Origin of the sequence: Streptomyces sp. NBC_01428, from assembly GCF_036231965.1 — a bacterium.
Taxonomy (GTDB): Bacteria; Actinomycetota; Actinomycetes; order Streptomycetales; family Streptomycetaceae; genus Streptomyces.
Genome location: NZ_CP109499.1, coordinates 2676032 through 2697004 on the forward strand (window position 1 = coordinate 2676032; position 20973 = coordinate 2697004).

At 69.9% G+C, this 20973-nt stretch carries 18 protein-coding genes and 1 riboswitch; of the genes, 9 read left to right on the top strand and 9 right to left on the bottom strand.

Annotation, left to right across the window (positions count from 1 at the left end; all coding sequences use genetic code 11):
- Positions 1 to 57: 57 nt before the first annotated feature.
- Positions 58 to 339 (top strand): HPr family phosphocarrier protein, encoded by a 282-nt coding sequence (locus OG406_RS11530; RefSeq protein ID WP_081219834.1) that lies wholly within the window; start codon positions 58 to 60, stop codon positions 337 to 339.
- Between the two features lie 241 nt (positions 340 to 580).
- On the opposite strand, the gene OG406_RS11535 is transcribed toward OG406_RS11530, so the two are convergent.
- From OG406_RS11535 to OG406_RS11550, 4 genes are all read right to left on the bottom strand, one after another.
- The gene (locus tag OG406_RS11535) at positions 581 to 1276 is read right to left on the bottom strand and encodes a GntR family transcriptional regulator (protein ID WP_164375187.1); all 696 of its coding nucleotides are present in this window, start codon (positions 1274 to 1276) and stop codon (positions 581 to 583) included.
- Positions 1277 to 1473: 197 nt separating this feature from the next.
- On the bottom strand, positions 1474 to 2238 hold the full coding sequence (locus OG406_RS11540) for a M23 family metallopeptidase (RefSeq protein WP_164375188.1): 765 nt from the start codon (positions 2236 to 2238) through the stop codon (positions 1474 to 1476).
- A gap of 13 nt (positions 2239 to 2251) precedes the next feature.
- Positions 2252 to 2409: riboswitch (cyclic di-AMP (ydaO/yuaA leader) on the bottom strand.
- Between the two features lie 213 nt (positions 2410 to 2622).
- Positions 2623 to 4011, bottom strand: coding sequence for a M16 family metallopeptidase (locus tag OG406_RS11545; RefSeq protein WP_081219831.1), 1389 nt, complete (start codon positions 4009 to 4011; stop codon positions 2623 to 2625).
- On the bottom strand, positions 4008 to 5354 hold the full coding sequence (locus OG406_RS11550) for a M16 family metallopeptidase (protein WP_329190750.1): 1347 nt from the start codon (positions 5352 to 5354) through the stop codon (positions 4008 to 4010). The genes OG406_RS11545 and OG406_RS11550 overlap by 4 nt, the downstream gene beginning before the upstream one ends.
- A 355-nt stretch (positions 5355 to 5709) precedes the next feature.
- Here OG406_RS11550 and OG406_RS11555 point away from each other — a divergent pair, with 355 nt between their 5' ends.
- Positions 5710 to 8169 carry a DNA gyrase/topoisomerase IV subunit A gene (locus tag OG406_RS11555; RefSeq protein WP_329185595.1) on the top strand — a complete coding sequence of 820 codons (2460 nt, stop codon included), beginning with the start codon at positions 5710 to 5712 and terminating at the stop codon, positions 8167 to 8169.
- Between the two features lie 26 nt (positions 8170 to 8195).
- On the opposite strand, the gene OG406_RS11560 is transcribed toward OG406_RS11555, so the two are convergent.
- Positions 8196 to 9269 (bottom strand): CobW family GTP-binding protein, encoded by a 1074-nt coding sequence (locus OG406_RS11560; RefSeq protein WP_329185597.1) that lies wholly within the window; start codon positions 9267 to 9269, stop codon positions 8196 to 8198.
- A gap of 323 nt (positions 9270 to 9592) precedes the next feature.
- Between OG406_RS11560 and OG406_RS11565 the strand changes: the two genes are divergently transcribed.
- Together OG406_RS11565 and OG406_RS11570 are read left to right on the top strand one after the other, a co-directional pair.
- Entirely contained in the window at positions 9593 to 10093 is a 501-nt protein-coding gene (locus tag OG406_RS11565) for a DUF6082 family protein (RefSeq protein WP_164375192.1), read from the top strand.
- Positions 10094 to 10401: 308 nt separating this feature from the next.
- Positions 10402 to 10638, top strand: coding sequence for a hypothetical protein (locus OG406_RS11570; protein ID WP_164375193.1), 237 nt, complete (start codon positions 10402 to 10404; stop codon positions 10636 to 10638).
- A 242-nt stretch (positions 10639 to 10880) separates the two neighbouring features.
- Here the strand turns inward: OG406_RS11570 and OG406_RS11575 are convergent, their stop codons facing one another.
- Positions 10881 to 12047, bottom strand: a complete 1167-nt coding sequence (locus OG406_RS11575; protein ID WP_329185599.1) for a citrate synthase/methylcitrate synthase — start codon at positions 12045 to 12047, stop codon at positions 10881 to 10883.
- Positions 12048 to 12144: 97 nt separating this feature from the next.
- Here OG406_RS11575 and OG406_RS11580 point away from each other — a divergent pair, with 97 nt between their 5' ends.
- From OG406_RS11580 to OG406_RS11595, 4 genes are all read left to right on the top strand, one after another.
- Positions 12145 to 13410: a citrate synthase gene (locus tag OG406_RS11580; protein WP_329185600.1), complete on the top strand. Its 1266-nt coding sequence runs from the start codon at positions 12145 to 12147 to the stop codon at positions 13408 to 13410.
- Between the two features lie 147 nt (positions 13411 to 13557).
- Positions 13558 to 14502: a sucrase ferredoxin gene (locus OG406_RS11585; RefSeq protein WP_329185601.1), complete on the top strand. Its 945-nt coding sequence runs from the start codon at positions 13558 to 13560 to the stop codon at positions 14500 to 14502.
- Positions 14503 to 14770: 268 nt separating this feature from the next.
- Positions 14771 to 16489 (top strand): sensor histidine kinase, encoded by a 1719-nt coding sequence (locus OG406_RS11590; RefSeq protein ID WP_329185603.1) that lies wholly within the window; start codon positions 14771 to 14773, stop codon positions 16487 to 16489.
- A complete protein-coding gene (locus OG406_RS11595) occupies positions 16486 to 17166 on the top strand; it encodes a response regulator (RefSeq protein ID WP_329185604.1) in 681 nt (226 codons plus the stop codon). The genes OG406_RS11590 and OG406_RS11595 overlap by 4 nt, the downstream gene beginning before the upstream one ends.
- 36 nt (positions 17167 to 17202) lie before the next feature.
- Here OG406_RS11595 and OG406_RS11600 read toward each other — a convergent pair whose 3' ends face one another.
- The 3 genes from OG406_RS11600 to OG406_RS11610 all read right to left on the bottom strand — a co-directional run bounded on the left by OG406_RS11600 (position 17203) and on the right by OG406_RS11610 (position 20007).
- A complete protein-coding gene (locus OG406_RS11600; protein ID WP_329185605.1) occupies positions 17203 to 18264 on the bottom strand; it encodes an ABC transporter substrate-binding protein in 1062 nt (353 codons plus the stop codon).
- A 74-nt stretch (positions 18265 to 18338) separates the two neighbouring features.
- Entirely contained in the window at positions 18339 to 19202 is an 864-nt protein-coding gene (locus OG406_RS11605; protein ID WP_329185607.1) for an ABC transporter permease, read from the bottom strand.
- Complete coding sequence (locus OG406_RS11610; RefSeq protein WP_164375201.1) at positions 19192 to 20007, bottom strand: ABC transporter ATP-binding protein; 816 nt, start codon at positions 20005 to 20007, stop codon at positions 19192 to 19194. The genes OG406_RS11605 and OG406_RS11610 overlap by 11 nt, the downstream gene beginning before the upstream one ends.
- Before the next feature lie 161 nt (positions 20008 to 20168).
- Between OG406_RS11610 and OG406_RS11615 the strand changes: the two genes are divergently transcribed.
- Positions 20169 to 20861, top strand: coding sequence for a response regulator (locus OG406_RS11615; RefSeq protein WP_164375202.1), 693 nt, complete (start codon positions 20169 to 20171; stop codon positions 20859 to 20861).
- Positions 20862 to 20973: the final 112 nt, after the last annotated feature.

The following is a 20973-nucleotide window of genomic DNA, read 5'->3' on the forward strand; positions in this document are numbered from 1 at the left end:
CTTCACGATATGGGACACTGGTCTAGACAACCCTGAACAGCTGAAGGGCAGCATCACATGGCTGAGCGCCGCGTCAACGTCGGCTGGGCTGAGGGCCTCCACGCCCGCCCCGCCTCCATCTTCGTCCGGGCCACCACGGCCTCCGGCGTCCCCGTGACGATCGCCAAGGCCGACGGCAACCCCGTCAACGCGGCCTCCATGCTGGCGGTCCTCGGTCTGGGCGCCCAGGGCGGCGAGGAGATCGTCCTCGCGTCGGACGCCGAGGGTGCGGACGCCGCCCTCGACCGCCTGGCGAAGCTGGTCGCCGAGGGGCTCGACGAGCTCCCCGAGACCGTCTGAGCCCCCTAGGCACTCGGACATCACACGGCTGAGCCGCGCCATCCCCCACCGGGAGGCGCGGCTCAGCCGTTTCCGTACGCCGTCCCGCGTTTTCGTACACCGTCCCGGAATTCACGGGACACGTCCGGATCACACCGTGCGTGAACGAAAGGAACGCGTGCCCGAAATTCCCGGCACGCGAATAAAACGGCAGCAGAAATAGCGCCCCGCCGAATAACCCTCTTTGTATACGGCGCCCGTGTTAATGACGCTGGCCCGTCATGTTTACGGGATGTTGCGAAGTCCTCACACGGTCCTGCCGGTCCCCGCCGGCGGGGAATCGCAGCCGGTGCGCGGCCGCCGAGCGCTCCGCGTGCAGCGCGGTGATCGCACGGGCCCGCTCGCCGTCCCCTCGGGCGACCGCGTCGACGATGCCGCCGTGCTCCGCCCAGGACTCGGCGGGGTTGACCGGCGCCTCGACCACGTACATCCAGGCGATCTTGTGTCGCAGCTGGGAGAGGGTCGACGTCAGCGCGGGGCTTCCGGAGGCCTGTGCGAGCGTCTCGTGGAACCAGCCGCCCAGGGAGCGCAGATCCTCACTGTTGCCCCGCCTGGAGCGCTCCTGGCCCAGCCTGACCAGCCCGCGAAGCACCTTGAGGTGGGCCTCGGTACGACGCTGCGCGGCGCGTGCGGCAGCGAGCGGCTCCAGCAGCATGCGCATCTCCAGGAGATCCGCGCCCTCCTGCTCGCTGGGTTCGGCGACACAGGCGCCCGCGTGTCGCCGGGTGACCACGAAGCCCTCGGCCTCCAGGGTGCGCAGCGCCTCGCGCACGGGGACGCGCGAGACGCCGTAGCGCCGCGCGAGCAGTTCCTCGGTGAGCCGGCCGCCACGCTCGTAGACGCCCGCGACGATGTCGTCGCGGATCGCCGTGCATACCGAGTGCGCCGGAATACGCATGACCGGACCTCCGCTTTAATCCCCGCGAAACGCCATCGATTGACGCTTGTTCAGTGACTCTATTGCAGGAAGCCTTAATTTCCGATGGCGGGCCTGAATCCATGGATATTTTTTGGACAGAGGGCCTCCGGAAACGATGATGCCCCGGCTCGGTGAGCCGGGGCATCGAAAACGGTGGAGAAGCCGCGAAGCGGTCGTCAGACGTTGACGCCGTGCGAGCGGAGGTACGCGACGGGGTCCATGTCGGAGCCGTACTCCGCGGTGGTGCGTGCCTCGAAGTGGAGGTGCGGTCCCGTGGTGTTGCCGGTCGAGCCGGAGATCGCGATCTGCTGGCCCGGGGTGACCGTCTGCCCCACGGAGACGCCGATGGACGACAGGTGCCCGTACATGGTGTACGTGCCGTCGTGCATCTTGATCACCACTTGATTGCCGTAGGCGCCGCCCCAGCCGGCCGTGACGACGGTTCCGGCGCCGACGGAGTGCACCGAGGTGCCCGATGCCGCGTGGAAGTCGACTCCGGTGTGGCTGCCGGACGACCAGAGGCTGCCGCCGGTCTTGTAGCCGGTGGAGACGTACGAGCCGGCTATCGGCAGGACGAAGGTGTTGAGCCGCTTGCGCTCGGCGGCACGGGCGGCCCGCTCCTTGGTCTCGCGCGCCTTCGCTGCCTGCTCGGCGGCCTTCTTGCGGGCGGCCTGCTCGGCCTTCTCCCGCGCGGCGGCCACGTCGGCGGCGTGCTGCTGCGCGTCGGCCTGCTCGTCGATCTGCTCGGCCACGGAGTCACCGATGGTGATGGCCTGGGTCAGCCCGGTCTGCTCGGCGGAGGGTTCCGCGGCGAACGCGGGGGCCGCGAGGGTTCCGAGGACACCGGTGGTGGTGAGGGCCGCGACGCCGACTACGTTCTTCGTGGTGCGCTGCACGCGGCTCGGACGACGATGCTTCCCGGTGCCACAGGTGAACGCCATGTAAGGGCTGATCCTTTCCTTCCTTCTCGCCTACCGGGTTAGCTGACGGGTTCGGAGCAGGAAGGTCTCCTACGGGCTCCCTCCGGGGAGGGCGTCCGATTCACCCCAGGGACTACGTGGGTCCCCGGCTCCCCTGGCTCGCGCCATGCGGGGACTCGGCGATGACTGTCCGGTGCCGCGGGCGCGGCGCACTGCCTGACGAACAGCCGGACTGACGCTAAACGCGGCATCTTTCGAACAACAAACGGATCACGGTTTTTGTAGCGCATCCCACAGCACAGAAGGCAACCTCCGTACCAATACGGACATCTTGGGGGCGATGTCCGCGTAAAAGAGGGCCCTGGTGACTCTTCAGTCACCAGGGCCCATCTCGGTCACACGGTCCTACTCGGCGGTGACCACGGTGACTTCACCGATGCCGAGCGCCCTGACCGGCTCCTCGATCTGCGCGGCGTCGCCCACCAGGACGGTCACCAGACGGTCCGTCGGGAAGGCGCTGACGGCGGCGGCGGTGGCCTCCACCGTGCCGGTGGCAGCCAGCTGCTGATAGAGCGTCGACTGGTAGTCGTCCGGCAGGTACTGCTCGACCTGGTCGGCGAGGGTGCCCGCGACAGCCGCCGCCGTCTCGAACTTGAGGGGCGCCACGCCCACCAGGTTCTGCACGGCGACGTCGCGCTCCGCGTCGGTCAGCCCCTCGGCCGCGAGGGTGCGGAGCACCTTCCACAGGTCGTCCAGCGCCGGGCCGGTGTTCGGGGTGTCCACCGAGCCGCTGATGGCGAGCATCGCGGCACCGGTGCCGTCCGGCGCGGAACGAAGGACCTGGCCGAACGCCCGCACGCCGTACGTGTAGCCCTTCTCCTCGCGCAGGACGCGGTCCAGGCGTGAGGTGAGGGTGCCGCCCAGGCAGTAGGTGCCGAGCACCTGGGCCGGCCACACACGGTCGTGCCGGTCGGCGCCGACCCGCCCGATGAGCAGCTGCGTCTGGACGGCGCCGGGGCGGTCCACGATGATCACGCGGCCCGTGTCGTCGGCGTGCACCGGCGGTACGGGGCGCGGCTCGGCGGTCGAACCGGTCCAGGAGCCGAGGGTGTCACCGAGCAGCGCGTCCACGTCCACGTCGGTGAGGTCGCCCACCACCACGGCGGTGGCGGTCGCGGGACGAACGTGCTTCTCGTAGAAGGACCGTACGGCCGCGGAGTCGATCTTCTGGACGGTCTCCTCGGTGCCCTGGCGGGGGCGCGACATGCGCGCGGTCGCCGGGAACAGCTGGCGGGAGAGCTCCTTGGCCGCGCGGCGGGCCGGGTTGGCCGTCTCGTGCGGGATCTCGTCGAGCCGGTTGCGCACCAGGCGCTCGATCTCGCTGTCCGCGAAGGCCGGTGCCCGCAGGGCGTCGGCGAGCAGGCCCAAGCCCTTGGGCAGGCGCGAGACGGGCACTTCGAGGGACAGCCGGACACCGGGGTGGTCGGCGTGCGCGTCGAGCGTGGCGCCGCAGCGCTCCAGCTCGGCGGCGAAGTCCTCGGCCGAGTGCTTGTCGGTGCCCTCGGAGAAGGCACGCGCCATGATCGTGGCGAGGCCGTCCAGGCCCGCGGGCTCTGCCTCCAGCGGCGCGGCGAGGATCACCTCGACGGCGACGACCTGCTGGCCGGGGCGGTGGCAGCGCAGGACGGTCAGGCCGTTGTCGAGGGTGCCGCGCTCGGGGGCGGGGAACGCCCACGGCTTCGGCTGGCCGGCCTGCGGCTGCGGATGGAAGTCCATGGTGGCGAGCTCGGTCACTTCGCCGCCTCCTCGTCGGTGTCGTCAGCGGCGTCGGTGGCTTCGGGGGCGGTGGGCTCGTAGACGAGCACGGCGCGGTTGTCGGGGCGCAGGCGGGCCTTCGCGACCTCCTGGACCTCCTCGGCGGTGACCTCGAGGACGCGCTGTACGGCGGTCAGGGCGAGCTGCGGGTCACCGAACAGGACGGCGTACCGGCACAGTTCGTCCGCGCGGCCGGCGACCGTACCGAGGCGGTCCAGCCACTCGCGCTCCAACTGGGCCTGCGCGCGCTCCATCTCCTCGGCCGTCGGGCCCTCCTCGGCGAACCGGGCGAGCTCCTCGTCGACGGCGGCCTCGATGACCGGGACCTCGACGTCACCGGACGTCTTCACGTCCAGCCACCCCAGGGAGGGCGCTCCGGCGAGCCGCAGCAGGCCGAAGCCGGCGGCCACGGCGGTGCGGTCACGGCGTACGAGCCGGTTGTAGAGCCGGGAGGACTCGCCGCCGCCGAGGACGGTGAGAGCGAGGTCGGCCGCGTCGCACGCACGCGTGCCGTCCTCCGGGAGGCGGTAGGCGGCCATCAGGGCGCGCGCCGGGACCTCCTCCTCGACGACCTCGCGCAGCTGCTCGCCGATGGTCTCGGGCAGCGAGCCATCGCGCGGGGCGGGCTTGCCGTCGTGCCCGAGGACGGAGCCGAAGTACTTCTCCACCCAGGCGAGCGTCTGCTCGGGGTCGATGTCGCCGACGACCGACAGGACCGCGTTGTTGGGCGCGTAGTACGTGCGGAAGAACGCGCGGGCGTCCTCCAGGGTCGCCGCGTCCAGGTCCGCCATCGACCCGATCGGGGTGTGGTGGTACGGGTGGCCCTCGGGGTACGCGAGCGAGGTCAGCTTCTCGAAGGCGGTGCCGTACGGGACGTTGTCGTAGCGCTGGCGGCGCTCGTTCTTCACGACGTCGCGCTGGTTCTCCATGGACTCGTCGTCCAGCGCGGCGAGCAGCGAGCCCATGCGGTCGGCCTCCAGCCAGAGGGCGAGCTCCAGCTGGTGGGTGGGCATGGTCTCGAAGTAGTTGGTGCGCTCGAAACTCGTCGTGCCGTTGAGCGAGCCGCCGGCGCCCTGGACGAGTTCGAAGTGCCCGTTTCCGTGGACCTGCTGGGAGCCCTGGAACATCAGGTGCTCGAAGAGGTGGGCGAGCCCGGTCCGGCCCTTGACCTCGTGGCGCGAGCCGACGTCGTACCAGAGGCACACCGCCGCGACCGGGGTCAGATGGTCCTCGGAGAGCACCACACGCAGGCCGTTGGCCAGGCGGTGCTCGGTCGCTGTCAGGCCGCCGGAGCCTGCCTCAGCTGTGGCCGTGTGACCCATGGGCATGTACGTCCCTTCGATCGCGGAACTGCGTCATTCCTGTCGGTCCTGCCACTGTATGCAAGCGTGCGGACGCCTGGCGAAGTTCCCGCACCTCGTACGCCGAGAGCGAGAACCGCGAGCGCCCCCCGCACGCCCCCGAGGACCCTCCGGACACCGGGGCGGCACGGGTGAGGCAGGGGTCCCGCGGACGGCACGACGACGGTTCGGGAACGGTCGTGACGGGACCCGCGGGGCGCTCCGCGAGGCCGCTACGGACGGGTCGCGGTCGGCGTTGTCAGCGGGGCGGTCCACAATGGTCCGCGTCAGAACCCGTTCATGCCCCGGCAGAGACTGTGAAGGAGCCGCAGCAGCGATGGCCCGCCGCAGCACGAAGACCCCGCCGCCCGACGACTCGTACGAGGAGAAGATCCTCGACATCGACGTCGTGGACGAGATGCAGGGCTCCTTCCTCGAATACGCGTACTCGGTCATCTATTCGCGAGCCCTGCCGGATGCCCGCGACGGCCTCAAGCCGGTGCACCGCCGCATCGTGTACCAGATGAACGAGATGGGCCTGCGCCCCGATCGCGGCTATGTGAAGTGTGCCCGCGTCGTCGGCGAGGTCATGGGTAAGCTCCACCCGCACGGAGACGCGTCGATCTACGACGCCCTGGTGCGACTCGCGCAGCCCTTCTCGATGCGCCTGCCGCTGGTCGACGGCCACGGCAACTTCGGTTCGCTCGGCAACGACGACCCGCCGGCCGCCATGCGGTACACCGAGTGCCGGATGGCCGACGCGACGTCCCTGATGACCGAGTCCATCGACGAGGACACGGTCGACTTCTCGCCCAACTACGACGGCCAGGAGCAGGAGCCGGTGGCCCTGCCGGCCGCCTTCCCGAACCTCCTGGTCAACGGCTCGTCGGGCATCGCCGTCGGTATGGCCACCAACATGCCGCCGCACAACCTCGGCGAGGTCATCGCGGCCGCCCGGCACCTCATCCGGTACCCGGGGGCCGACCTCGAGACCCTGATGAAGCACGTCCCGGGCCCCGACCTGCCCACCGGCGGCCGGATCGTCGGCCTCTCCGGGATCAGGGACGCCTACGAGACGGGGCGCGGCACCTTCAAGATCCGCGCCACGGTGGCGGTGGAGGACGTCACGGCCCGCCGCAAGGGGCTCGTCGTCACCGAACTGCCCTTCACCGTCGGCCCGGAGAAGGTGATCGCCAAGATCAAGGATCTGGTCGGCGCGAAGAAGCTCCAGGGCATCGCCGACGTGAAGGACCTCACCGACCGTGCGCACGGGCTGCGCCTGGTCATCGAGATCAAGAACGGCTTCGTGCCGGAGGCGGTCCTCGAACAGCTCTACAAGCTGACGCCGATGGAGGAGTCCTTCGGCATCAACAACGTGGCCCTGGTGGACGGTCAGCCGCTCACCCTCGGCCTCAAGGAGCTGCTGGAGGTCTATCTTGACCACCGGTTCACCGTCGTCCGCCGTCGCAGTGAGTTCCGGCGGGGCAAGAAGCGCGACCGTCTGCACCTGGTCGAGGGCCTCCTCGTCGCTCTCCTCGACATCGACGAGGTCATCCGCCTCATCCGCTCCAGCGACAACTCGGCTCAGGCCAAGGAGCGCCTGATCGAGCACTTCTCCCTCTCCGAGATCCAGACGCAGTACATCCTGGACACGCCGCTGCGCCGTCTGACCCGGTTCGACCGCATCGAGCTGGAGACGGAGCGCGACCGCCTGATGGGCGAGATCGACGAGCTGACCGGCATCCTGGATTCGGACACTGAGCTGCGCAAGCTGGTCTCGGGCGAACTGGCCGCGGTGGCAAAGAAGTTCGGCACCGACCGGCGCACGGTGCTCCTGGAGTCCGCCGGCTCGCCGGCCCCGACCGTCTCGCTCCAGGTCGCCGACGACCCGTGCCGGGTGCTGCTGTCCTCGACGGGGCTGCTGGCCCGCACGGCGAACGGCGACCCCTTCGAGCAGGATCCGGACGGCAAGCGCACCAAGCACGACGTGATCGTCTCGGTGGTGTCGGCGACGGCGCGCGGCGAGATCGGTGTCGTCACGTCCCTGGGCCGCCTCCTGCGCCTGAACGTGATCGACCTGCCGCGGCTGCCGGAGACGGCGTCGGCGCCCAACCTCTCCGGAGGCGCTCCGGTCTCGGAGTTCCTGTCCGCCCTGGAGCCGAACGAGACGGTGATCTGCCTGACCACGCTCGACGAGTCGTCGCCGGGCCTGGCGATCGGCACGGAGCAGGGTGTCGTCAAGCGTGTGGTGCCCGACTACCCCTCGAACAAGGAGGAGTTGGAGGTCATCACCCTCAAGGACGGGGACCGGATCGTCGGCGCGGTGGAGTTGCGCACCGGCGAGGAGGACCTGGTCTTCATCGCGGACGACGCCCAGTTGCTGCGCTATCAGGCCGCGCAGGTCCGCCCGCAGGGGCGTGCGGCGGGCGGCATGGCGGGCATCAAGCTGACCGACGGCGCGAAGGTGATCTCCTTCACGGCCGTCGACCCGGCGGTGGACGCGGTGGTGTTCACGGTGGCCGGCTCGCGGGGGACGCTGGACGACTCCGTCCAGACCACGGCCAAGCTGACCCCGTTCGACCAGTACCCCCGCAAGGGACGCGCGACGGGCGGCGTGCGCTGCCAGCGCTTCCTGAAGGGCGAGGACTGCCTGTCCGTGGCCTGGGCGGGCCCGACGCCGGGACGCGCGGCGCAGAAGAACGGCACGCCCGTCGACCTGCCGGAGATCGACCCGCGCCGTGACGGCTCGGGCATCTCGCTGGGGCGGACGGTGTCGGTGGTGGCGGGCCCGGTGTAGGCCGGTCCGGTGCAGGCCGGTCCGGGTCAGCTCTCGGAGTCGGGTTCCCGCACGTAGCGGAGGACGCCCCACATGCTGTGTTCGTCGGCGTGCGAGGCGTCTTCCGTGCAGCCCTCCAGCTCCTTGTCGAGAGCCGCCGTGTCGATGCCGGACCCGATGAGCACGAGCTGGGTCAGCCGCCGGTCCGCCTCGGCCCAGGGCTCGGGGTAGAACCGCAGGAACCGCCCGACGGCGTGCACGGCGTACCGGTTGCGGGTGTCCTGGACGCCGAAGTCGACGTACCCCTTGATCCGGTAGAGCCCCTCGGGCCTGCTGTCGAGGAAGGCCATCAGGCGCCGCGGGTCCATGGGGACGTCGGAGGCGAACGAGAGGGACGTGTAGGCGCTGTGCAGGTGGCCTGCGTGCACGCCCTCCCGGTGGCGGCCCTGCACGTCTCGGCCGTCGTTCTCCCGGTCGTGGAGATCGTCGAAGGAAAGCTGCCCGACGCGCTCCTCGCTCGGCCTGCAGTCGAAGAGGAACTCCGGGTCCACGCGGCCGTAGGTGGCCGGTACGACCGCCGCGCGGTCGGCCAGTTCACGGACGACGCGCAGCACCCGCTCCCCGTCCTCGGCCCGGTCGATCTTGTTCACGACGACGAGGTCGGCGAGGGCGAGGTGCCGGTCGATCTCGGGATGCTTCTCGCGCGTCCCGTCGAACTCGGCGGCGTCGACGACCTCGACGAGTCCCCCGTAGACGATGCCCGGGTGCTCGCTGGCCAGCACCATGCGGACGAGTTCCTGGGGTTCGGCGAGACCGCTCGCCTCGATGACGATGACGTCGATCCGGGCGGAGGGTTGAGCGAGCCGGTCAAGATATTGATCAAGTTCACTGACGTCGACGGCACAGCACAGGCATCCGTTGCCGAGCGAGACGGTGGAGTCGCCGAGTGCTCCGGCCACCGCCATCGCGTCGATCTCGATCGCCCCGAAGTCGTTGACGACCGCTCCGATACGGCTGCCGCCGCTGCGGTGCAGGAGGTGGTTGAGCAGCGTGGTCTTACCGGAGCCCAGGAAGCCTGCGAGGACGATGACCGGGATCTGCCGCGGGCTCGACTGACTCAACGTGCGCCTCTCTGAGACCTGCGCGCGCACCGGCTCACGGGCCCGGCGCTCACGCGGGGAACGAATACGGACCCAGCATACGAGCGGGAGGAAACGCCCCTGACTGAACGATTGTCAGCGGCGCTCGCGGGGCACACGTTGGGCATGGCGCCGGGAAACGCGATCCGCACGTCCCTCCGTGCGCCTCCTCTCCGCCTCCCTGCCGATCAGCGCCGCTCGGCAAGACTGGGAGACGGCAAGCGCGCCGCCCACCGCTCGCCGGTCCGCTCCCTGTCGCCCCACAACCGACGACCGGCGGACGGTCGCCTGATTCGGGGGTTGACATGGCCACACAGAGTTCCGCGCTACGGAGGTTCGGCTCGGCCGCCAGGGCCGGGATCGGTACCGCGGCCCACGCCGTGAGGGAACGCGGCGCGCGGCATCGCAGGCGAGCCGTGCTCACCGAGCAGCACCGCCTCCACTTCGACCTGTTGTGCAAGGCCATGGACGATCCCGCCCTCGCCGCTGTCCTCAACACGTACGAGACCGAGATCGGCCCCGAGAAGCAGCGCCAGTACCTCTTCGCGAACGCGCTCTACGTCAACGCCCTGTACTTCCACCGGATCGGGGCACTGAACCGGGCGGAGCTCCGGGGCCACTTCCGCATCATCTGCCAGAACCCGATCTTCCGGGAGTACTGGGCGGCGACGGAACATCACCGCAAGAGCCTGCCGGACGCTTCGGACGAGGCTCAGCTGGGCCGACTGATGGACACGCTGATCCAGGATCAGGCGGACGCCGACGCCGACGAATGGTGGGTGATCGGGGAGCCGGACGACGAGTGACCCTGCTGCCTGGCACAGGTGGTCGCCCGCTCCGGTCAACTCGGCGCTGGCGACATTCACCCGACTGGTTGACGTTTCACGTTTCACGCACCACAGGCAACAGAAATCAACTAGGTTACCGCTGCCCAGATCTTTGAGCACTCCGGACGAACACCCCTGCGCTCGGAGACCATGCCTCCGACGAACACCCCCGGCCGGAGACGCTTACCCCGACGTACATCTCCGCTCGGAGTCCGTCGCGCTCCGAGGAACCTTCGCTCGGCCGACACCTCAGACAGTCGTTCCCGAACTAAGGTTGGTAGCACCCCGTGAGAATCGTGCGACGTGTCGGGGCCAGTCCACGCGAGCGCGGAAGCGCTTCTGGCCAGTCCTGCCCCGACATCTTCGAGCTCGCCGACGGCGATTTCGCCGTCATCGGGCGAGAGGCCACCCAGGAGCTGGACCCTGAGCTCCCCGCAGACGCCGCACGAGCCGATTACGAGCGCATCGTGATCATCACCCGCGACACCCTGTTGCGCGCCAAAAAAGACATCCCGGACGCCTGACTTCGCAACAGCGTTCTCCCGCGGGGCGCCGGGACGTGAATCCCGGACCGGTCGACGAGCAGCACTCGCCGCTTTCGCCCCCACACCACCAGATGGACTTCTTCGCCGACCTGTCCGGCGGACCAGAGGCCCGGCATCGTCACGAGGCCGGGCCTTTTACGTGCCACTCAGCGCTCCGGGTCCTCAGCCTCCCGAACCCGGAGCCTGCCGGGGCGCCCTCGCGCCGGCGAGTGCAGCCCCCCTCAGCCCGGCATGGGCACCGTCACCGGCGGAACCGGCCCCACGTAGCGCGCCGCCGGGCGGATGATCTTCGAGTCCTCCGCCTGTTCCAGGATGTTCGCGCTCCAGCCGACGACGCGGGCGGCGGCGAACGTGGGAGTGAACATCTCCCGGGGGAGCCCGCAGAGTTCCATGACCACGCCCGCGTAGAACTCCACGTTGGTATGGAGTTCGCGGCCCGGCTTCAGTTCGGCGAGGATCGCCTCCACGCGGTGTTCCACTTCGACGGCGAAGTCGACGAGTGGACCGCCGAACTCCTGGGCGATGCCTCGGAGCATCCGCGAACGCGGGTCCTCCGTCCGGTAGACGGGGTGCCCGAAGCCCATGATGCGGTCGCCGGCGAGGACGCGTTCACGGATCCAGCCGTCGATGCGGTCGGGCGTACCGATCGCGTCGAGCGTGTCCAGCGCACGGCTGGGAGCGCCCCCGTGCAGGGGCCCGGACAACGCCCCGACCGCACCCACCAGACACGCCGCGATATCCGCCCCCGTCGACGCGATCACCCGCGCCGTGAACGTTGATGCATTGAATCCGTGATCAATGGTTGAGATGAGGTATTGCTCAACCGCACGGGCCCGGCGCACATCCGGCTCCGAACCCGTCAGCATGTAGAGGTAGTTGGCCGCGTAACCCAGGTCCTCGCGCGGTTCGACCGGCTCCAGCCCCTGCCCGATCCGGTACAGGGCGGTGAGCAGTGTCGGGACGGCGGCGGCCGCGGCGAGGCCGTCGTCGCGACGGCGCTCCGCATCGATGTCGTAGACGGGCCGGAACCCGAGCGAGGCGCCGAGCAGGGACAACGCGGTACGCAGGCCGGCGAGAGGACCTGAGAGGCCGGTCGCCGCGGCGATGGCGGGCAGTGCGGCACGTACGTCGTCCGGCAGCCGGCGCAGCGCTCCGGTCCGTTCCGTGAAGGAGGCGCGGCGCGGCGCGTCGGGCAGGTCACCGTGTGCCAGCAGGTGCCAGACGTCCTCGAAGTCGCGGGTCTGCGCGAGTTCGACGGCCGAGTACTGGCGGTAGTGGTAGAAGCCCTCCAGCCCTCTGACGTCACCCAGTTCGGTGTCGGTGACGACGACGCCCGCGAGTCCTCGCGGCACGTCGACAGAGGTGGACGCGGTTCGGTTGATCGGCATGTTTCCTCCCTGGACTTGATCCGACTGTCCATGCTTGACTCTAAGACTGTCAATATTGATTCAATCAATATACCGATCCACAGATACGGTGGCGCCCATGAGGGATCGAGAAGCGGCAACGCCAGGGCACGAGGGCCGACGGCTCAGCACCAAGGAGACCGCCGAGCTGCTCGGCGTGAAGCCGGAGACCGTCTACGCCTACGTGAGCCGTGGACAGCTCGGCAGCCGGCGCGAGCAGGGAGGGCGCGGAAGCACCTTCGACGTCAAGGAGGTGGAGGCGCTCGCCCGGCGCAACAGGCGCGAGAACAGCGGCAGTTCGGGAGGTTCGGGTGAACTCTCCGTCCGCACGCGCATCACTTTGATCGAGAAGGACCGCTACTACTTCCGGGGCGTCGACGCGACGGAACTGGCGGCGCACCACTCCTACGAAGAGATCGCCGAATGGCTCTGGACCGGCGAACTGCGCCCAGGTGCCACGTTCACGGCCCCGGAGGCGTCGGTGACCGCCGCTCGGCACAGCGTCGACGCCTTGCCCGAGCACAGCGGTCCCACCGACCGCCTGCGCGTCGCCGCGATCGCCGCGGCGGCCGCCGATCCGCTCCGCTTCGACCTCTCCGAGAACACCGTCCTCGGCACCGGGCGAACCCTCATCCCCACCCTCGTAGCCGCTCTGCCCCCGGTCCGGCGCGACCACCGCGACGAGGGTCCGCTGGCCCGTCGGCTGTGGGCGAGGCTCACCGGGCGCGCACCCGACGCCCCGTCACTGCGGGTCCTGGACGCGGCACTCGGGCTGCTCGTGGACCACGACCTGGCCGCGTCGACGTTGGCGGTCCGGGTCGCCGCGTCGGCCCGGGCGCACCCCTACGCGGCTGTTTCGGCGGGGTTGGGCGTCCTCGAAGGGCCGCTGCACGGAGCGGCCAGCGGCCTCGCCCACCGGTTGCTTCTCGACGTACTCGACCAGGGCACCGCGGCCCCCGTCGTCGCGGACGAGCTGCGCGCCGGACGCCGCGTCCCCGGACTCGGCCACCGGCTCTACACAGGCGAGGATCCCCGCGCGCGTGCCTTGTTCGCCCTCCTGGAGGACGTACCAGGTGCGGCGCCGGCTGTGGCGGCGGCGCACGACGTCGTGGCCACCACCGCCCGGCACGCGCCCCTGCACGCCAACGTCGACCTCGCGCTGGCCGCCTTCACCGTCTCCTCCGGTATGCCGGCTTCCGCCGGAGAGACGATCTTCGCCGTCGCCCGCACGGCGGGCTGGATCGCGCACACCCTGGAGGAGTACGCGGAACGCCCGCTGAGGATGCGCCCGAGCGGCCACTACGTGGGCGAACGCCCACCACAGCCGCTCCCCAGCAGCCTCTAGGACTCCCGTCCGCCGCGCAGGGAGGGTGCGGCCGAGTTCCTCGGCGCGCCCCCTCCTCAGCCGAAGGGCGGGCCAACCGCCCCGAGTGCGCCGCCCGTGGCCGCGACAGGAAGCCACTCCGGCCGAAGTCAGGTTAGGCTCACCTCTGTGAGTACGTGCACAAGCGCGTCGCGGCTCCTCGACGAGCCCTTGGCGGGAACCGCGGCCACCGCGAGGACATGGCTGCTGATCGAGCAGCCCGGGCCCTGGGGCGCCAAAGCGCTCACTTCGAGCCACTTGGACCCCACGCTCGGCCGCGCTCTCGAGGCGGCCGCGCAGGGCACGGGCGTGCGGATCGCGCTCATCCGTCGCCCCGGACGCCACGCGGACTGCGTTACGCCCGCCGAGCGGCGCGTCTACGCGGCCCACACAGCCCCGGGCAACGTCTGGCTGCACGGCGCGACGGTGTGCGAGCCCGAGCTGCTCCTCGACCTCGACTTCGCCGCACTCGGCCAGGGCGACCCGCGGTCCTTCGACACGGCCCTCGACGCCCGGCCCCACACGGACGAACCGCTCGCCCTCGTCTGCACCAACGGAAAGCGTGACCGCTGCTGTGCCCTGCTCGGCCGGCCTCTCGCGGCCGAACTCGCCTCTTCCGGGGTGAACGGCGCGTGGGAGGTCACTCATCTGGGCGGTCATCGCTTCTCCCCGACGGTGCTCGTGCTGCCCCACGGTTACGCGTACGGCCGTGCCGAGGCCCATGCCGTCAAGGAGATCCTCCAGGGCGTCCGGGAGGGCCGCGTCGTCACCGAGGGCTGCCGTGGGAACTCCGCCTGGGAGCGGCCCGGCCAGGCGGCCGAACTGGCCGTGCGAAACGCGACGGGAGAGCACGCCGCCGGTGCTCTGACCGTGGTCCGGACCGATGGAAGCGCTCCGCGCTGGGAGATCACCGTCGCCCACGTCGACGGCAGGCTGTGGAGGGTCGTCGTCGCTCAGGGAACCTCACTGCCGCCCCGCCCGGACAGCTGCGGCTCGGCGCTGGGTTCCCCGGCCCGGATGGACGTGGTGGCGGTGCGGCAGCTGGACGAGACGGCTGTCCCCGTGGCCTGCTGACCGCCGGAATCCATGCCCGTCAACCATTGATCGGCGGACGAACACCCGCGCTCCGTCAATCATCGATCAGCCGACGAACACCCGCGCCCTGTCAATCATCGATCAGCCGACGAACACCCGCGCCGCGTCAGTCATCGACGTCCATCGTCGATCATCGACCAGTCGCACCTCGCGTTGATCTCCGAGCGGGGACCGGGTCCGTATGGAGCAAGAGATCCCTGCCACAACCCCTTCGATGAGCCGCACCCGCCCCCGTACGGTCGTACGCATGAGGCCCACTCCCCCCGCACGACGACTGCGGTTCGGCATGCCGCGGCGGGTGTTCTCGCAGGTCCTGCTGATGCAGATCGTGATCGCGGCGGGAGTCGCCGTTCTCGCCACCGGCCTGTTCCTGGCGCCGCTCAGCGCGCAGCTGGACGACCAGGCCATGCAGCGCGCCCTCGCGATCGCCCAGACCACAGCGGTGCAGCCGCAGATCGCCGAGGACCTCAGGAGCACGAGTCCTTCCACGGCCGGACCCGTGCAGGCCGAGGCGGAGCGGATACGGAAGGCCAGTGACGCCGAGTACGTCGTGGTGATGGACACGCGGGGCATCCGCTGGTCGCACACCGACCCGAAGGAGATCGGGCGACAGGTCTCGACGGACCCGCGCAAGGCCCTGGAGGGCCGCGACGTCATGGAGATCGACACCGGAACCCTCGGCCGCTCCGCGCGCGGAAAGGTCCCGTTGCGCGACGCCGACGACAGGATCATCGGCGCGGTCTCGGTGGGCATCCGGTACGACAGCGTGCGGGCCCGGTTGATCGACGCGATCCCGGGGTTGTTCGCGTACGCGGGCGGAGCCATGGCCGTCGGCGCGCTGGCCGCGTATCTGATCTCCCGCAGAGTGCAGCGGCAGACCCGTGACCTGGCCTTCTCCGACATCGCGGCACTGCTGGCGGAGCGCGAGGCGATGCTGCACGGCATCCGGGAGGGCGTGGTGGCCCTGGACCGCGGCGGTCACGTACGTCTCCTGAACGACGAGGCGCAGCGTCTGCTGGGGGTCGGTGCCGAGGCCATCGGGCAGCCGCTGGACGACGCGCTCGGGTCCGGTCGTACGACCGACGTGCTGGCCGGGCGGGTCACCGGTACCGATCTGCTCACCGTCCGCGGACAGCGTGTGCTGGTCGCCAACCGGATGCCCACCGACGACGGCGGTGCGGTCGCCACGTTGCGCGACCGCACCGAGCTGGAGCAGTTGGGCCGCGAGCTGGACTCCACCCGCGGCCTCATCGATGCTCTGCGGGCGCAGGATCACGAGCACGCCAACCGCATGCACACGCTTCTGGGGCTGCTCGAACTGGAGATGTACGACGACGCCGTGGAGTTCGTCGGTGAGGTGGTGGGAGACCACCGGGTCACCGCGGAACAGGTCACCGAGAAGGTCCACGATCCGCTCCTCGCCGCCCTTCTGGTGGGCAAGGCGACGGTGGCCGCCGAACGCGGCGTGGCGTTGTGGGTCTCGGACCGGACGATGCTCCCGGACCGGCTGGTCGACCCGCGTGGGCTCGTCACCGTCGTGGGGAACCTCGTCGACAACGCGCTGGACGCCGTCGCGGGCACACCGCACGCACGCGTGGAGGTCGAGTTGCGGTCGGTGGAGCGCACCGCCGTGCTGCGGGTCCAGGACACCGGACCCGGCATCCCGGCGGAGCGGCGGGAGTTGATCTTCACGGACGGGTGGAGCACGAAGAAGCCCCCGGCCCACGGCAAGCGAGGAATCGGTCTCTCCCTGGTGCGCCGGTTCGCCGAACGCCAGGGCGGCAGCGCGGAGGTGGCGGACGCGGAGGGCGGGGGTGCCGAGTTCACCGTCGTGCTGCCCGAGGCGCTCACGGAGGCGCCGGCGGAGACGCCCGGAGACGCGGGGCACGCCCATCCCGCGCGCGTGGCCGTCGAGAGCACGGAAGAGGCGCGGGAAAACGGATACTCCGAGGAGGAGTCGCGATGATCGAGGTCCTGGTCGTGGACGACGACCCCCGGGTCGCCCGGGTCAACGCCGCGTACGTGGCGAAGGTGCCGGGTTTCCGCGTCGCCGGAGAGGCGCACAGTGCCTCCGAGGCTCTGGTCCTGATGGAGGCGCTGCCCCGCCTGGACCTCGTCCTCCTGGACCACTACCTGCCCGACGAGACCGGACTCTCGGTCGTCCAGGAGATGCGCCGGCGCGGCCGTCAGACCGACGTGATCATGGTGACCGCGGCGCGGGACATCTCCACCGTCCAGGCGGCCATGCGTCAGGGGGCACTCCAGTACCTGGTCAAGCCGTTCGCGTTCGCCGGGCTGCGGACGAAACTGGAGGCCTACGCGGAACTGCGGCGCACTCTGGACGGTGGTGGCGAGGCCGAACAGGCGCAGGTGGACCGGATCTTCGGAACCCTCTCGGCGAGCTCCGAACCGGACCTGCCCAAGGGGCACTCTCCCCCGACAGCCGGGCTGGTGCGGCGCGCCCTGATCGACGCCGAGGGCCCGCTGTCGGCGCAGGAGGTCGCCGAGGAGACCGGCCTGAGCCGGCAGACCGCACAGCGCTATCTGAAGCTGCTGGAGCGCACCGGAAGGGCCACGCTGACCCTCAGGTACGGCGACGCGGGGCGCCCGGAGCATCGCTATGTCTGGGCGACCCGCGTCTGAGGACACGGCACGGGCGGGCGCGCCACGCCCGTGGGATCAGCCGGCGGCCTTGTCCACGAACTCCGTCGTGTAGGTCTTGCTCAGGTCCACATCGGCGTTCTGGATGTTGGGGTTGAACGCCTTGAGGACCTTCTCGACGGTCTCCGGACCGTTCTTGGGCATCACGCCGTCCTTGGTGAACATCGGGAGCGTGCTCTGGATGGCCTCGGCGTACAGCTTCTTGTCGCCTTGGGAGTAGTCCGCGGGCATCTTGGCGGCGATCTCGGACGCGCTGTGCGTGGACATCCACCGAAGCGTCTTCACGAAGGCGTCGGCCAGCTTCTGGACCGTCTGCTTGTGACCGTTCACCCAGTCCGTCTGCATGTAGAGACTGGACGAGGGGTACGGGCCGCCGAGGGCCGCCTGCGAGCCCTCGGGCGTCCGCATGTCGACGAGTACCTTGCCGAGCTTCTTCGCCAGGACGGTGGCCACGGTGGGGTCGGTCGTCATGCCGCCGTCGATGGCGCCCTGCTGGAGAGCCGAGACGAACGTGGGGCCGGCGCCGACGGCGACCGGCGTGAACTCGCTGACCTTCACGCCGTTCTTCACCGCGAGGTACTTCGTGAGGAAGTCGGTCGAGGATCCGAGCCCCGTGACCCCGAGCTTCCTGCCCTTGAAGTCCTTGGGCGACGTGATGTCACCCGCCCGCTTGTCGGAGACCATCTCGACCTCACCGGGAGCGTGCGAGAACTGCACGACGGACTCGACCGCCTTGCCCTTGGTCTGCAGGTCGAGCGTGTGGTCGTAGAAGCCGACGGCCGCCTGCACCTGTCCGGACACGAGCGCGGTCTCGGCCTGGACACCGGCCGGCTCGCTCAGGAGCTGGACGTCGAGACCCTCGTCCTGGAAGTAGCCGAGCCGCTGCGTGAGCATCGCGGGCATGTAGATGACCTTGTCGAGGCCACCGACCATGATCTTGACGTGCTCCCCCTTGCCGCCACCGCCGTTGCTGCCCGAGTCGGCCGTCGAACTGGCCGCGTCATTGGCGCAGGCGGTGAGCGAGGTGAGAGCGAGCAGTCCGGCGGCTGCCAACGCGGGGTACCGGGCGGTGATGCGCATGCGGATTCACGTCCTTGTGAAGGGGTGGGAAGCAGTACGGGGGGAGATCACGGGTCGGATGGGCCCGTGGCGGGTCAGCGGTCGGAATCCGACGGCTTCCAGCGGAAGATGCGGCGCTCGGCGAAGGTGAGCAGTCCTTCGGCGAAGAGGGCGACGACGGCGAGGATGACCATCGCGGCGTACACACCGGCCGCGTTGAAGGTCCCCTGTGACTGCGCGACGAGCAGGCCGATGCCCTTGGTCGCGCCGATGTACTCGCCGACGATCGCGCCGATGAGGGCGAAGCCGAAACTGACGTGGAGGCTGGTGAAGATCCACGATGTGGCGGACGGGATGACGACCTGGAGCGTCACGCGGCGGTCGCTGGCGCCGAGGATCCGGGCGTTGGCGACCAGGTTGCGGTCGACCTCCCGGGCGCCCTGGAAGGCGTTGAAGAACACCGGGAAGAAGACGAGCACCACGGCCGAGGCGACCTTGGAGGCCGGCCCGAGCCCGAACCAGATGACGAAGATGGGCGCGAGGACGATCCTCGGTATCGAGTTGAGCACCTTGATGTATGGACCAAGTACGTCTGCGAGCAAGGTGATCCGCCCCAGCGCGATGCCGAACACGACACCGGCGACGACACCGATGACCCACCCGAGCAGTGCCTCGTACAGCGTGTACCAGATCTGCTCACCGAGGGAACCGAGCGCGGTCCCGTGGGTCATCCAGGTGTAGGTCTGGTCCCAGATCTTCGAGGGCATCGAGAAGTTGAACGGATCGATGACCTTCGCCCGCGAGAGCACCTCCCAGAGGCCGAGGACGGCGACCAGGAGGACGACTCGGGCGGCGTTCACCATGATCTTGCGCTTGCGCGCGGCCCGCACGCGGGACTGCTCGCGGCCCGGTGTCTTCACCGTGTCCACGACCGGGGTGCTGAGAATCTCATGCGACATCGGCGGCACCCCTCTCGCGGGTGATGCGGACCTCTTCGCCGAGGGACTCCCAGATCTCGCGGTAGATCTCGATGAACCGTGGTTCCAGCCGCACGGACTCGACCTTGCGCGGTCGCGGCAGGTCGATGTCGAAGACCTGCTTCACGGTGGCGGGGCCCGCGGTCATCACGACGACCTTGTCGGCGAGCGCGATGGACTCCTCCAGGTCGTGGGTGACGAAGACGACCGAGGCGCCGGTGCCTTCCCACAGTTCGAGAAGTTCGTCGGACATCAGCGCCCGGGTCTGCACGTCGAGCGCCGAGAAGGGCTCGTCCATGAGCAGGATCTCGGGGTCGTTGACGAAGGTCGCGGCGAGGGCGACGCGCTTGCGCTGGCCGCCGGAGAGCTGGTGCGGGTAGCGGTCCTCGAACGCCGTCAGCCCGACCCGGGACAGCCACTCACGGGCCCGCTCCTTGGCCTCCGCCTTGGGTACGCCCCGGAACCGGGGCCCGGCCATCACGTTGGACAGGACCGTGCGCCAGGGGAACGTGGCGTCCTGTTGGAACACGAAACCGACCTTGTTCCCGACGCCCGAGACAGGCTCCCCCGTGACGAGGACCTCGCCTTCAGTGGGCTCCTCGAGGCCACTCACGAGGGTCAGCGTGGTGGACTTTCCACAGCCGGTGGGGCCGACGACGGCGACGAACTCGCCGCGTCCGACGGTGAGGTCGAGTTCCCGCACGGCGGTGTGCAGACCCCCCGACGGGGTCTTGAAGATCTTGCTCGCGCCCCGCAGCTCGATGGCGGGGCTGGTGTCTGCGCTCATGGGCCGGGACCGTAGATGTGGCGCGGGCCACAGCATCAGTCTTCTGGGCGCAAGGCCTACTTCTGCTTGCAAGGGTCTGTTGTGCTCGTTTTGCTCGCGCTACAACAGCGGAGCCGAAACACGGGCTTAACGCTCGCCAGGCCTTGAGAGGAAGAGGCCAGATGATTGACGTCCTGGTCGTCGACGACGACTTCCGCGTCGCCGAGATCAACGCGCGCTACGTGGGGAAAGTGCCCGGATTCCGGGTGGTGGCCCGCGCGCACAGCGCTGCCCAGGCTCTGGCCGCCGTCGAGCGAACGCCCGTCGACCTGGTGCTGCTCGACCACTATCTGCCGGACCTGACAGGGCTGGAACTCGTCCACCGGATGCGCGAACAGGGCCACGGCACCGACGTCATCATGATCACCGCGGCCAGTGACGTGACGACCGTCCGCGCCGCGATGCGGCTGGGTGCCGTGCACTACCTGGTCAAGCCGTTCACCTTCACCGCACTGCGCACCCGCCTCGACTCGTACGCCGCCCTGCGCCGGACCGTGGACCGGGTGGGTGGCCGACGAGTGACCGGCCAGGAGCAGGTCGACCGGATGTTCGGCGCCCTGCGCGCCGCCCCCGCACCGTCCGCTCCCGGGCTGCCGAGCGGCCACTCCGAGCCGACGACCGACCTCATCTGCGGCGTCCTGCACCGCGCGCACCAACCGCTGTCGGCCCACGAGGTGGCCGCCGAGACGGGCCTCAGCCGGTCCACCGCCCAGCGCTACCTGCGCCACCTGGAACAGGCCGGCCGCCTGCGCCTCTCCCTCAAGTACGGCGACACGGGCCGTCCGGAACACCGGTACGCCTGGGTGTCGCCCTAACACGACACAGGGCGCCGGCACCCTTCGGGCGATGCCGTGCCGGACAGCCGTACGACCTGCCCGGGCCCCTTCGCCTAGTGGCCCGGGCACCTCGTGATGACCTGCTGGACCT

Excerpts from the sequence above, each read along its gene's own strand:
- OG406_RS11540 (WP_164375188.1), bottom strand. The coding sequence starts at position 2,238 with ATGGCGTTCACCTGTGGCACCGGGAAGCATCGTCGTCCGAGCCGCGTG.
- OG406_RS11550 (WP_329190750.1), bottom strand. The coding sequence starts at position 5,354 with ATGGGTCACACGGCCACAGCTGAGGCAGGCTCCGGCGGCCTGACAGCG.
- OG406_RS11615 (WP_164375202.1), top strand. The coding sequence starts at position 20,169 with ATGATTGACGTCCTGGTCGTCGACGACGACTTCCGCGTCGCCGAGATC.
- OG406_RS11600 (WP_329185605.1), bottom strand. The coding sequence starts at position 18,264 with ATGCGCATCACCGCCCGGTACCCCGCGTTGGCAGCCGCCGGACTGCTC.
- OG406_RS11555 (WP_329185595.1), top strand. The coding sequence starts at position 5,710 with ATGGCCCGCCGCAGCACGAAGACCCCGCCGCCCGACGACTCGTACGAG.
- OG406_RS11535 (WP_164375187.1), bottom strand. The coding sequence starts at position 1,276 with ATGCGTATTCCGGCGCACTCGGTATGCACGGCGATCCGCGACGACATC.
- OG406_RS11575 (WP_329185599.1), bottom strand. The coding sequence starts at position 12,047 with ATGCCGATCAACCGAACCGCGTCCACCTCTGTCGACGTGCCGCGAGGA.
- OG406_RS11590 (WP_329185603.1), top strand. The coding sequence starts at position 14,771 with ATGAGGCCCACTCCCCCCGCACGACGACTGCGGTTCGGCATGCCGCGG.
- OG406_RS11610 (WP_164375201.1), bottom strand. The coding sequence starts at position 20,007 with ATGAGCGCAGACACCAGCCCCGCCATCGAGCTGCGGGGCGCGAGCAAG.
- OG406_RS11580 (WP_329185600.1), top strand. The coding sequence starts at position 12,145 with ATGAGGGATCGAGAAGCGGCAACGCCAGGGCACGAGGGCCGACGGCTC.
- OG406_RS11605 (WP_329185607.1), bottom strand. The coding sequence starts at position 19,202 with ATGTCGCATGAGATTCTCAGCACCCCGGTCGTGGACACGGTGAAGACA.
- OG406_RS11595 (WP_329185604.1), top strand. The coding sequence starts at position 16,486 with ATGATCGAGGTCCTGGTCGTGGACGACGACCCCCGGGTCGCCCGGGTC.
- OG406_RS11530 (WP_081219834.1), top strand. The coding sequence starts at position 58 with ATGGCTGAGCGCCGCGTCAACGTCGGCTGGGCTGAGGGCCTCCACGCC.
- OG406_RS11565 (WP_164375192.1), top strand. The coding sequence starts at position 9,593 with ATGGCCACACAGAGTTCCGCGCTACGGAGGTTCGGCTCGGCCGCCAGG.